Consider the following 12,426-nt stretch of genomic DNA (forward strand, 5'->3'; position numbering starts at 1 on the left):
GAGAACGCAAATGATAACGATTATCATTATCTGTTATTGGCACTTTGTATATGACCTGGATCATAAAAAAGAGGCGTAATTAAGAGTTATGCAAATTATTTCTAATAATTACTATTTAATAACCATAACATAAGCACTTTCTCACCCAACAAAGGCGACAGAAGAAAAGGAAATAATGGTCAGAAAAATGTGGATATTCGACAGAAGGAAATAAAAAAGCCAGCACTAATAATCACGCTGGCCATATACTTAGTATTTATTATTAGCAGGTTACGGGTTTAAAATATCCTTGTCCGCCCGCAGATGTTGCAGAAAAGGGCCAAAACCACGCTCGCCCATCCAAAAACGCATACTTTTTTCAACGCCGGAAGAGGTCATGGTTGCGCCAGAAATACCGTCCACCGTATAGTCGTCATGAGGACCCGCACTGTTCTGCACGACCTTCAGCGCGGGCTGACCGTGCTCATCTACCAGACGTTTTCCCGGCCACTGGCTACGCCATTCAGGATCTGCCACTCTTGCGCCCAGCAAAGGGGTCTCATTTTGTTGGTAGTAATTAATGCCTTTTACCGTGGTGCCGTCGGTATCCAGCGCCACGAAAGCGTACATCATCGACTTCGCGCCCTTGCCGTTAACAGGCAGAATAACCTGCTGAATATCCCCGTTTTTTCCTTTCAGCAGATAGATTTCAACGCGGTCACAGCGCTGCCCACCGTCGCCAGGTGCCGTACAGGATGCCAGCGGCTCGCCTGTAGCGCCAGGCGGCAGCAGTTGCCCACGTTTCAAATCCACCAGCCGGGGAATGATGCGTTCGTGGTAAAGCGCACTAATATCCCGATCGCTACGCTCCGCCAGTCCAGCTACCTGCAAGATGGCGACTTGCTGCGCTTTATTTTCAGGCACGCCAGGCTCCCGAATCACCAATAAATAAAACGCAACAACTGCAAAACACAAAACAATAATGAAGATCACAAATGCAATAATAATTTTACTTTTGCGCATTCCACTCTTTTCCCCATGAAGCATCCCACCGCAGAATAGTGCGGCGTGATTTTTACGGATAAGACGATACAGAATGACGCCAGAAAAATACTTTTGCAACTACCGAAAGGAATAACGCCATCCCGATGAATCACTGGATGGCGTTAATTAATCAGAATAGATCGTTCAGCATCACACCCACACCAACGCGGGTTTGATTAAAGTTATAATCAATAAGCGACTCACCATAACCGCTATACACCTGGGTATAGAGACGCACATGCTTCGACACCGGATAGCTGACACCCAGCTCCGCGCCGCCGTAGCCCGTATTCCAGTTATATTGCCCTTTCGCGCTCAGAACCGCCTCGCCAAGCTGATAACCGAGCTTAAGCTGGTAATAACCCATGTATTTGGTGATATCCGGGTTGTCATCCGTGCTGCCCAGCACGTACCACGGTTTCACTTCAACCAGCCAGTTGCCGTTTTGCGCCATTAAACGCGTATAGGCGCGGTTCCAGCTACGCGATGTCGGATCGGAGCGGCCGTTGGAGTCGTGGTTGTAACCGACCTCGATATCGCGTAGTGACCAGTCACCCAGGCGGTAATCGGTCGCAAAACCGAGAAAAAGCTGAGGCTCATAGTTCGTCTCGCGGAACGGTGACGATTCACCGCTATTCGACAGCTGCCACCATGACTTTTGCGTATAGGACGCGCCCAGCACCGAATTCGGGCCAAGAATGCCACGCCAGAACGGAAATGCCAGGCTAAGCTGGAATTTCACTTCATCTTTGCGCGCGTTATCCGCCCAGTTGTAGGTGTTGATCGCCTCTTTATTGAGGTCGCTGGTCCAGGTATAAAGCACATAGTTTGAATCATATGGATACAACGTGAACGGATTGTCATGCTCCTGCAAAAGGTTAGCAATGATACTGCCGCGGACCGCAGGCGCATCGTGCACCTCTTTAACCGTGGCCTCCTGCGCGCAGGCCAAAAAGGGCAATAGCGCCACTAACGCGGTCAACCTGGCCAAAGACTTACGCTTCAATTGAGTGCTCCTGAAAAAAATGAGTATGTTTGTATATAACTGGCTAACAAGCATTCTACATATTTCTCATTTTGATGCCTATCAAAGGTGATTCGGATCTGGCATTCAACAAATCACAAGCATAAAATCAACATATAATTAACAATCAGCAAAATGAGCCTTTTATGTCAGCCGTACTTACCGCCGAAGACACCCTCCGCATGGTAGGCGAGATTTTTGTCTACCATATGCCTTTTAATCGCGCGCTCGGCCTGGAGCTGGACCGCTACGAGAAAGAGTTTGCTCAGTTGAGTTTTAATAACCAGCCGATGATGGTGGGCAACTGGGCGCAAAGCATTCTGCACGGCGGCGTGATCGCCTCGGCGCTGGACGTGGCCGCGGGACTGGTCTGCGTAGGCAGTACGCTGACCCGCCACGATGCCATCAGCGAAGAGGAGCTGCGTCAGCGTCTTTCAAGGATGGGCACCATCGATTTGCGCGTCGATTATCTGCGTCCGGGACGCGGCAACCGCTTCACGGCCACCAGCAGTTTGCTGCGTGCCGGGAACAAAGTCGCCGTAGCGCGCGTGGAATTACATAACGAAGAACAGGTTTACATCGCCAGCGCAACCGCCACTTATATGGTGGGTTGAGCCAGTAAATTCGGGTAGACTGGAGTTACTTTTTTGTAACGAGTTTTTCCGATGGATGCTAAACAAACGCGGCAAGGAGTGTTGCTCGCCCTTGCTGCCTATTTTATCTGGGGCATCGCTCCCGCCTACTTCAAGCTGATTTACTACGTTCCGGCCAATGAAATCCTGACCCACCGCGTGATCTGGTCCTTCTTTTTTATGCTGGCGCTGATCAGCATTAGCCGTCAGTGGACGCAGGTCAAAAAACTGCTGGCGACGCCGAAAAAAATCTTTCTGCTGGCGCTTTCCGCCGTGCTGATCGGCGGCAACTGGCTGCTGTTTATCTGGGCGGTGAATAATCATCACATGCTCGAAGCGAGCCTCGGTTACTTTATTAACCCCCTGGTGAATATCGTGCTGGGAATGATTTTTCTCGGCGAGCGTTTTCGCCGGATGCAGTGGCTGGCGGTGATCCTCGCGACCTGCGGCGTGCTGGTGCAGCTCTGGACCTTCGGTTCTCTGCCATTGATTGCCCTGGGCCTGGCCTTCAGCTTTGCCTTCTACGGTCTGGTACGTAAGAAAATCGCCGTGGATGCACAAACCGGCATGCTGGTTGAAACGCTGTGGCTGTTGCCGGTAGCGGCCATCTGGCTGTTTGGCATCGCCGACAGCGCGACCAGCCATATGGGGCAAAATTCGTGGTCATTGAACCTGCTGCTAATCGCCGCGGGCATCGTCACCACTATTCCGCTGCTGTGCTTTACCGGTGCTGCCACGCGTCTGCGGCTCTCCACGCTGGGCTTTTTCCAGTATATTGGCCCGACGCTGATGTTTCTGCTGGCGGTGGTGTTTTATGACGAGCATCCGGGCGCGGACAAAATGGTGACGTTCGCCTTTATCTGGGTCGCGCTGGCGATTTTTATCATTGATGCGTTGTATACCCAACGTCGCTTGCGTAAAAGATAGTTCTTATAATTGATGGTCGGTCAGGTGATCGGCCGTTTTTCTAAGGAAAAGCGCCTGCACTACAGCAAGCAGGAATAAATGCACGATATTGCTACCCGTAGTCATTTATGATAATGTGCAGAATATCGATAGATAATACATAAGGATTGTGTATGTCTTTTTCAACTGGTGACATCTTTCTTTTTTTTATATGCCTCTTTTTCTGGTACGCTACACCAGTTATTTATATCCTGTTAACTGTTTACGGCATCCTAAAGAAAAAAGAACACACAATACTCATCAAAACATTAGCAATCGCTAATTTACTCATTGTCTGTAATATTATTTATTACATAGTAACGCTGAATGATTTATCTTACAGTGATAGCCATCTCTGTTTTATATCGATCAGCTTAGCTGTTTTTTCCCCCGCCTCTTTTTCACTATTTATCAATAATCAAAAGAAGACCACATTTTATACTTACCTCATTCTTTTTTGTATATCGTTTTTCGGGTACAATGCCTATTACTTTTCAGGAAAAATCGCTCAAGATCATGAAGTGATGATTAAGTCTTCGTTAGAAAAAGGCAATTTAGAAAAATTACAACATATATTCAACAATGGATGCCCTGACCAAAACATCACACTTCATTACTTAAGAATAATGGCTAAGGATGAAATCTATCCCCAGCAATCTTTTAACTTTCTGTTGAACTGCATGGATAAAAACCTGGAATCTGGATATTCTAGTAATAATTTTTCCACCTATTACCAGGACGCAATAACCGGTGACAATATAAATAACCATCTGCTGAATTTATTAGTTTTCAATTACTATAATTATTTAAATGAAAATGACAAGAAAAATCTTGTGGTACATCTTATTAGTACCATAAACTATCAGAGTGACAATAAAGAAAGACAACAAATTGCAGATCGCCTCAATATTCTTATAGATAACCATCCGGAATTAACAAAATTTATAAAGGTAGATGATAAATATATTCTATTGATGATAGAACAGGGTAACAAATTTATGATCAACTATCTTAAACCATATTATTCCATCAATAATAACAATTGGCTTCTGGCAATAAGTGTATTATCTAAAGATAATACAAAAATCATCATGGAAATTGAAAAAGACAAAACCATTTTAAACATAAAGATTCTTAGTTCAGTTGGCGGCATATGGGGTACGAGGGATGTTGAATTACTAAGTTATATCTTTAGATATGGTTCAGCAGATTTAATCAACTGGCTGTTAAATCACTCACTGGATAACACTGCCAAATTTGATTATCAGGATCAAATTTTTAGCTATGATAGCCAACAGGATAAATTCTATTGTAGAAATTACCTTTTGGAATATATCAGTTTTAATCCTGATTTAACTGACAAAAGCACACAGTCGATTAGCCTGGAGTTAAAGAAAAGAAGCCGTTGCCCGGCAACATCAGATTAAGGACAATATAATCTCGCTGAGCACCTTGATGATAGTGAAATTATCAGCAAGATCGCCATTCCTCACCCGCCCCAAAATGCCTGGCAACGCGCAAAAGAGCTCTATATATGCGCTGCTGTACAAGGATATCAAAGCGCGTGGGGCGATGCTGCCGCTCTTGAGCTACGCTTTGGCTCAGATGAAAGCGTAATGCCATTATTACAGCGTGGGATTACGGCTGGTTCTACACGTTCAGCGATATTATTAGAGGCAATTTTCAATGGCCAGCCACTCGACCAGATATTTGGCAGAGAAAAAATAACGCGCCAAAAACTAAATATTAAGCCAGACCCGGAGCGGGCAAGACGTTACGAAATCTACTTTCAGTTTTTGTTATCCAATCAAAAGAGTTTCGTCGTCTCGAATGTAATCATTCCTGATGTGAACAAGTATATGCCACTGCCTCCCGCCCCGCTTCCCGAGTGGGATGGCATACTGCCACAGCAAAAACCTGCGATGGTGGCAGTAGAAAAGCCTTCGGAAGCGCTGATTAAAAAATTATGCCATAAAGAAAATCTCGATCCCGCCAGCGGTAGGCCAATGAACTAAAGCAGAGGCGTCTTTCAGGACGAAAGCCGCCTTCGGTTTAAAGCCAGTTCTTGCGCTTAAAGTACAGATACGGTGCCAGCCCCGCGAGGATCATAAAGATAATCGCCCCCGGATAGCCAAAGCTCCATTTCAGCTCCGGCATAAACTCAAAGTTCATTCCGTAGCTGGAAGCCACCAGCGTCGGCGGCAGGAAGACCACGGAGACCACCGAGAAGATCTTAATGATGCGGTTCTGCTCGATGTTGATAAAACCCATCGCCGCCTGCATCAGGAAGTTCACTTTCTGGAACAGGGATTCGTTGTGCGGCAGCAGGGATTCGATATCGCGCAGGATCTCACGCGCCTGCTCCAGTTGCCCCCCCGGTAGACGCGCTTTGCGCACCAGGAAGTTCAGCGCGCGCTGGGTATCCATCAGACACAGGCGGACTTTCCAGCCGATATCTTCCAGCTCAGCCAGCGTGGAAAGCGCTTCATCGTATTCGTCGCCCTGATGGCCTTCCATAATCACCCGGCTCAGTTTTTCCAGGTCACTGTAGATGTTTTCGATTTCATCCGCCAGCTGTTCGATTTTGGTTTCAAACAGGTCAAGCAGCAGCTCGTAAGCGTTGCCATCCACCATCTCCTGGCTGCGGGCGCGCATACGGTATAAACGAAATGCGGGTAGCTCACGCTCACGCAGGGTAAACAGGCGGCCTTCACGAATGGTGAATGCCACGGTGGAGTTACCGGCGTGATCTTCTGCATCTTCGAAGAAGAAAAAGGAGTGAATATGCAGGCCGTCTTCGTCTTCAAAAAAACGTGCCGATGCCTCGATGTCTTCCAGTTCGGGGCGGGTGGCCAGATTCTGGCCCAAATCCGTTTGCACACGGTGTCGTTCTTCATCGTCCGGCTCGACTAAATCCACCCATACCGAGCTGGCAAGGTGATTGATTTCATCAGCTTCGAGACGAATCAGACGATTATTTTCCAGTTGAAATGCGCTCAGCATGACCGGGACTCCCAATGCAAAAATTATCGGACAGTTCGGTGGGCACACAGAAACAATTGGGTTTCAGACCATTAAACAGCCTGACTCAGCGCGACGGGAAAAAAGAGAAGTCGCTGACAACCGCTAAGGCTATCAGCAAAAAGGGATAGCCTTAGGAGTTGATCCTGGATGACAGGATAATGAGCCAGTATCTACTGGGTGTGTCCAAGGCGAATGTCCTCTTAGCGTAATCGTGCGCGCATGTTACGCCAGCAGAAATTTGCCGTCAACACGCAACGGGACGCCAATGAGCAATAATTGCCCCTCCGTCATTAAGGCTAGCAGAATATTGCAAAATAATGATATTTTTCTTAAGGTTACACTGTTTCCAGTTTCGCGTACGCCGCCACCAGCCATTTGATCCCCTGCCCCTGGAAGGCGACCTGCAAACGGCTGTGTTCGCCGCTACCTTCGAGGTTCACGATGGTGCCTTCGCCGAATTTTGCATGGCGAACGCGCTGGCCCAGCTTGTAGCCGGTATCATTTTCGGAAATAGGCGTGCCCATCCGCTGATGGTTGACCGGGCGGCTGATACTGGCGCGCAGGCGTACCTCTTCCACACATTCCTCAGGCAGCTCGCCGATAAAGCGCGATGGACGGTGGTAAACCTCTTTGCCATACAGACGGCGCGTTTCGGCGTAGGTCATGGTGAGCTTTTGCATGGCGCGCGTGACGCCAACGTAGGCAAGACGACGTTCCTCTTCCAGACGTCCGCCTTCATCCAGCGACATTTGGCTGGGGAACATGCCTTCTTCGACACCGACGATAAACACCTGCGGGAACTCCAGCCCTTTGGCGGAGTGCAGGGTCATCAACTGAACGGCATCCTGCCAGGTGTCCGCCTGCCCTTCGCCTGCCTCCAGCGCGGCGTGGGAAAGGAACGCCTGAAGCGGCATCAGATCTTCGTCTTCGTCGTTGTAGCTGAACTGGCGCGTCGCCGTCACCAGTTCCTCTAAGTTTTCGATACGCGTCTGGCCCTTTTCGCCTTTCTCCTGCTCGTACATCATCCGCAGGCCGGAGTCTTTGATTACCCGGTCGGTCTGGACATGGAGCGGCATATCGGCGGTTTCCTGCGCCAGCGCGTCGATCAGTTCAAGGAAGCGTTGCAAAGCACTGGCGGCGCGTCCTGCCAGCGCCTTCTCCTGAAGCAGTTCGCGACAGGCTTGCCATAGTGTAAGCTGGCGCTCGCGCGACGCCTGGCGGATCACGTCCAGCGTGCGATCGCCAATGCCGCGCGTCGGCGTGTTGACCACGCGCTCGAATGCCGCATCATCGTTACGGTTAGCGATCAGACGCAGGTAAGAAAGTGCGTCTTTGATTTCCTGACGTTCGAAGAATCGCATGCCGCCGTAAATCCGGTACGGCATACCGACCTGCAATAACGCCTCTTCCAGCACGCGCGACTGGGCGTTGCTGCGGTAGAGAATGGCGCAGTGCTCCAGCGCGCCGCCGTTCTCCTGCCAGGTTTTAATGCGGTTGACCACAAAGCGCGCTTCATCCAGCTCGTTAAAGGCGCAGTACAGCGAAATCGGCTCGCCTTCGCTGCCGTCGGTCCACAGCTTTTTGCCCAGCCGACCGTTGTTGTTTTCAATCAGGGCGTTAGCCGCGCTGAGAATGTTGCTGGTAGAACGGTAGTTTTGCTCCAGACGAATAGTCTGCGCGCCGGGAAAGTCGTTGAGGAAGCGCTGGATATTTTCTACCTGCGCCCCGCGCCAGCCGTAGATGGACTGATCGTCGTCGCCAACGATCATCACTTTACCGGTATCGCCCGCCAGCAGGCGGATCCACGCGTACTGAATGTTGTTGGTATCCTGGAATTCATCCACCAGGATATTGGTAAAACGCTCGCGGTAGTGCTGAAGAATGTGCGGTTTGTTGAGCCACAGCTCATGAGCGCGCAGCAGCAGCTCGGCAAAATCGACCAGCCCGGCGCGATCGCAGGCTTCCTGGTAGGCCTGATAGACCTTCTGCCAGGTCTGCTCGACCGGATTGCCGTAGCTCTGGATATGGTGCGGGCGCAGCCCTTCGTCTTTCTGGCCGTTGATGTACCACATGGCCTGACGCGGCGGCCACTGCTTCTCATCCAGGTTCATCGCTTTAATAAGACGTTTGAGCAGGCGTAGCTGATCTTCGCTGTCGAGGATCTGGAAATCCTGTGGCAGCCCGGCATCCAGATGGTGCGCGCGCAGCAGGCGGTGCGCCAGCCCGTGGAATGTACCGACCCACATCCCGCCCTGGCTGGTGCCCATCAGTTGACCAATACGGTGGCGCATCTCGGCCGCCGCTTTGTTGGTAAAGGTCACGGCCATGACAGAGTATGGCGAGCAATTTTCCACGCTCAACAGCCATGCGATACGGTGCACCAGCACCCGCGTCTTACCACTACCCGCGCCCGCCAGCACCAGCATGTTGCTGCGCGTCGCGGCTACGGCATCGCGCTGTTTGTCATTAAGGCTATCGAGCAGGTAAGAAACGTCCATTGGCACCGCCGCGTTGAAAACAGGAAAACCACGAAACGCGCCGGGGCGTTTCGCTTAGTCGACCAGGAAAACCCTGGTGATTTATACAATACTGCTGGTGATTATATCAGCGTCGAGAGGGATGCCAACCGGGAAATTTCGATATGCGGTAACAGGCGGCTGTCGGTGGCCTGCATCAGGTCGGCGTTTTCCGGTTTGATCCAGCAGGCCTGCATGCCGCAACGGATAGCCCCGGCGACGTCGGTGGTCAAATCGTCCCCGACGTGCAGAATCTCACCGAGAGGGAGATCCAACCGCTCCGCCGCCAGATGGTACATATCGTGGTAAGGCTTGGAACGCCCATCCGGCCCGGCGCGCAGTACAAATTTAAAATAATCGTTAAGGCCGAACAGTTCCGGCTGCGCATTACCGTTGGTGATCGCCACCAGCGGCCATTTTTCCGCCAGCGCGGCCAGCGTGTCGTGGGTGGCCTGTGGCACATCAATACGGCTGCGCCAGGTCGCAAAATTGACCATTGCCGCCTCCGCGCCCGCGGCGGCTTCCTCCCGGCTTAACCCGGCATCCAGCATCGCCTGCTCAACGGCGCGACGCCGCCATTCGGTGACGTCATGGTAAATTTCCGGTTCCGCCTTACGCAGCGCCTGGCGCAAACGCTGAAAATCACTGTTTTCCAGCGCCACCAGCGACGGATGATAGTTGCGTAAAAATTTCAGCGTCTCCTGCTCGGTGCGCAGGATCACCGGACGGTTATCATAAAGCGTGTCGTCGAGATCAAAGGTCAGCGCTGAGATGTGGCCCAGCGGTCGGTAAAAGCGCATTATTTCCCCCGTTTGGCGCGCGGATGCGCCGCGTCATACACTGAGGCAAGATGTTGAAAATCGAGATGAGTATAGATTTGGGTTGTAGAAAGGTTCGCGTGGCCGAGCAATTCCTGAACGCCACGCAGATCGCCGCTCGACTCCAGCATATGCGTGGCGAAGGAGTGGCGCAGCTTGTGCGGATGAACATGGCTGTTCAGGCCCTGTTTAATGCCCCATTCGGCGAAACGCTTCTGCACATTTCGCGCCGAGATACGCTTGCCAAGCTTCGATAAAAACAGCGCATTCTCATCACTGCCAAACAACCCACGTAAATCGAGCCAGTGCTCAATCCAGGCCTTTGCGTTGCGCCCGATGGGCAGGCGGCGCTCTTTGCTGCCTTTACCCATGACCCACACTTCACCGCTATCGAGATCCAGATGCTTAAGATCCAGACCCACCAGTTCGGAGAGACGCAGCCCTGCGCCGTACATTACTTCCAGCATCGCCCGATCGCGCACCGCCAGCGGATCGTTCAAATCGATATCCAGCAGGCGATTCACATCGTCGACGTCAATATTTTTCGGCAGATGGCGCGGCGCTTTTGGCGTTGAAATACCTTTTGCCGGATTCGCTTTCAGCTCGCCCTGGCTAATCTGCCAGTCGAAAAAGCTACGCAGCGCGGAAAGGCGCAGCGCGAGGCTCGTAGGGCCAAGACCTTTGCGTCGGCTGCGAATCGCCAGATTACGCACCATCGCGGCGTCGCACTGCGACCACTGTTTCAGTCCGGCGTCATCGGCAAGGGCGATAATAGCGTCAAGCTGACGTTGATAATTAAGCAGCGTGACGGGGCTTAACTGGCGCTCAACGCTGAGGTAGCGCAGGAAGCGCGCCACCGCCTCGTACAGCGGGGAGTCGCTCATACGCGCTCGATCCAGCGTTCCAGCAGGCCGGGAAGCATCAGCGCAATTTCCTGAAGCAGTTGCGTGCCCTGCCCCGGCTCATAATGATGCGGATCGCGGCTGCTAAAAATCAGCACGCCCAGATCGCCCTCGCGGCCCAGCAGCGACAGCGCCACCGACCCGATGGCTTTCGCCTCAGGCAATGTCACCAGCAGTTCTGGTCCATTCAGCGTCCCGAGATAGTGATTTCCCTGCCCCAGGCGCTGAATGCGCAGCGGCTCAAAAGCCTGGCGGCTGAGCGCTAAATGGGTAAAACGCGACGGTGCGCCGATGCGCCAGCGATCCGGGAACAGGCGGATAGTTGCCCCCGCCAGACCCAGCTCGCGCGCCCAGCGGTGGAGACGATTTAACATCTCTTCCAGACTGTCGGCCGCCGCCAGACGATTTTGTAAGTTCAGCAAACGATGGAACAGGCTTTCGTTGGCGCTGGCCTGCTCCATCAGCAGCGTCATATCATCTTCCATCTGATTGATATAATTACGCGCGCGCACCATATGCCACTCGACCAGCGATACGGCACCGCGCACCGGGTGCGGCACCTGCATCTGCTCTACAAGACGGGCATTGCGAATGAAAAATTCAGGATGTTGCAGCAGATAGTCCGCTACGATGCTGTCATCCAGCATGGCTGGCGTATCCAGTTGCTCTTCCCCAATCTGTTTCATAAATGGATAAATCCGTCGTAAACATGTGTCGCCGGGCCGGTCATAAACAGCGGATGACCCGAACCTTTCCAGCCGATATCAAGACGCCCGCCGGGTAATTCAACGCGGACCTCTTCTGCCAGTAACCCCTGTAAGATCCCCACCGCAACCGCGCCACAGGCACCGCTGCCGCAGGCTTGCGTCTCGCCCGCACCGCGTTCATAGACGCGCAGGCGGATGTGCTCGCGGCTCACTACCTGCATAAAACCGACGTTTGCCCGTTCCGGGAAGCGTTCATGATTTTCCATGATCGGCCCCAGCGTTTCCACCGCAGCGGTGGCAACATCATCGACCTGAATCACACAATGGGGATTTCCCATTGAGACCACGCCGCAGAGTATGGTTTGCTCCGACGCGCGCATAATATAGGTCTTTTCCGCTTTGTTGGCGCGGAACGGCACCTGCGTCGGCTCAAAATTCGGCTCGCCCATATTCACCCGCACCAGCTCATCTTCAGTCACGCTCAGGACCATTCTGCCGTTAGCCGTGCTGACGCGGATATCGCGCTTATTGGTCAGTCCTTTCAGGCGCACAAACCGGGCAAAGCAGCGCGCGCCGTTGCCGCACTGCGCCACTTCACTACCGTCGGCGTTGAAGATGCGATAGTGGAAATCGAGATCGGGATCGTAAGGCGGTTCTACTACCAGCAGTTGATCGAAACCTACCCCCAGATGCCTGTCCGCCAGACGGCGGATCAGTTCTGGTGAGAAAAAGAGATTCTGCGTCACCGCGTCGACGACCATAAAATCGTTGCCAAGGCCGTGCATTTTTGAGAACTGCATTATCTGCTCCATGTGCGCGGGTACAGAAAGAAACG

General features: G+C 52.0%; 13 protein-coding genes. 4 read left to right on the top strand and 9 right to left on the bottom strand.

What is annotated here, in order from left to right; all coding sequences use genetic code 11:
• Positions 1 to 270 precede the first annotated feature (270 nt).
• The gene (nqrC, locus tag INT84_RS23080) at positions 271 to 1,002 is read right to left on the bottom strand and encodes an NADH:ubiquinone reductase (Na(+)-transporting) subunit C (RefSeq protein WP_194208640.1); all 732 of its coding nucleotides are present in this window, start codon (positions 1,000 to 1,002) and stop codon (positions 271 to 273) included.
• 151 nt (positions 1,003 to 1,153) lie between these two features.
• The gene (pldA, locus tag INT84_RS23085; protein ID WP_176917633.1) at positions 1,154 to 2,014 is read right to left on the bottom strand and encodes a phospholipase A; all 861 of its coding nucleotides are present in this window, start codon (positions 2,012 to 2,014) and stop codon (positions 1,154 to 1,156) included.
• A gap of 179 nt (positions 2,015 to 2,193) precedes the next feature.
• Here pldA and yigI point away from each other — a divergent pair, with 179 nt between their 5' ends.
• The 4 genes from yigI to INT84_RS23105 all read left to right on the top strand — a co-directional run bounded on the left by yigI (position 2,194) and on the right by INT84_RS23105 (position 5,639).
• Positions 2,194 to 2,661, top strand: a complete 468-nt coding sequence (gene yigI, locus INT84_RS23090; RefSeq protein WP_194208641.1) for an acyl-CoA thioesterase YigI — start codon at positions 2,194 to 2,196, stop codon at positions 2,659 to 2,661.
• Between the two features lie 51 nt (positions 2,662 to 2,712).
• On the top strand, positions 2,713 to 3,606 hold the full coding sequence (rarD, locus tag INT84_RS23095; protein WP_194208642.1) for an EamA family transporter RarD: 894 nt from the start codon (positions 2,713 to 2,715) through the stop codon (positions 3,604 to 3,606).
• A gap of 152 nt (positions 3,607 to 3,758) precedes the next feature.
• Positions 3,759 to 5,051 carry a hypothetical protein gene (locus tag INT84_RS23100; protein WP_194208643.1) on the top strand — a complete coding sequence of 431 codons (1,293 nt, stop codon included), beginning with the start codon at positions 3,759 to 3,761 and terminating at the stop codon, positions 5,049 to 5,051.
• 189 nt (positions 5,052 to 5,240) lie between these two features.
• Positions 5,241 to 5,639, top strand: a complete 399-nt coding sequence (locus tag INT84_RS23105; protein ID WP_194208644.1) for a DUF6396 domain-containing protein — start codon at positions 5,241 to 5,243, stop codon at positions 5,637 to 5,639.
• Between the two features lie 37 nt (positions 5,640 to 5,676).
• Here the strand turns inward: INT84_RS23105 and corA are convergent, their stop codons facing one another.
• From corA to dapF, 7 genes are all read right to left on the bottom strand, one after another.
• Positions 5,677 to 6,627, bottom strand: coding sequence for a magnesium/cobalt transporter CorA (gene corA / locus INT84_RS23110; protein WP_103677567.1), 951 nt, complete (start codon positions 6,625 to 6,627; stop codon positions 5,677 to 5,679).
• Between the two features lie 151 nt (positions 6,628 to 6,778).
• Positions 6,779 to 6,835 carry a YsgD/CorL family protein gene (gene ysgD, locus INT84_RS24300; RefSeq protein WP_212723238.1) on the bottom strand — a complete coding sequence of 19 codons (57 nt, stop codon included), beginning with the start codon at positions 6,833 to 6,835 and terminating at the stop codon, positions 6,779 to 6,781.
• Between the two features lie 148 nt (positions 6,836 to 6,983).
• Entirely contained in the window at positions 6,984 to 9,146 is a 2,163-nt protein-coding gene (gene uvrD / locus INT84_RS23115; RefSeq protein WP_194208645.1) for a DNA helicase II, read from the bottom strand.
• 101 nt (positions 9,147 to 9,247) lie between these two features.
• Positions 9,248 to 9,964 carry a 5-amino-6-(5-phospho-D-ribitylamino)uracil phosphatase YigB gene (gene yigB / locus INT84_RS23120; RefSeq protein WP_194208646.1) on the bottom strand — a complete coding sequence of 239 codons (717 nt, stop codon included), beginning with the start codon at positions 9,962 to 9,964 and terminating at the stop codon, positions 9,248 to 9,250.
• Positions 9,964 to 10,866, bottom strand: a complete 903-nt coding sequence (gene xerC, locus INT84_RS23125; RefSeq protein ID WP_194208647.1) for a tyrosine recombinase XerC — start codon at positions 10,864 to 10,866, stop codon at positions 9,964 to 9,966. The genes yigB and xerC overlap by 1 nt, the downstream gene beginning before the upstream one ends.
• On the bottom strand, positions 10,863 to 11,570 hold the full coding sequence (locus tag INT84_RS23130) for a DUF484 domain-containing protein (RefSeq protein ID WP_194208648.1): 708 nt from the start codon (positions 11,568 to 11,570) through the stop codon (positions 10,863 to 10,865). Before INT84_RS23130 ends, xerC begins: the two co-directional genes overlap by 4 nt.
• Entirely contained in the window at positions 11,567 to 12,391 is an 825-nt protein-coding gene (gene dapF / locus INT84_RS23135) for a diaminopimelate epimerase (RefSeq protein ID WP_194208649.1), read from the bottom strand. The genes INT84_RS23130 and dapF overlap by 4 nt, the downstream gene beginning before the upstream one ends.
• Positions 12,392 to 12,426 lie beyond the last annotated feature (35 nt).

The organism is Superficieibacter sp. 1612_C1 (genome assembly GCF_015234305.1).
Taxonomy (GTDB): domain Bacteria; phylum Pseudomonadota; class Gammaproteobacteria; order Enterobacterales; family Enterobacteriaceae; genus Superficieibacter.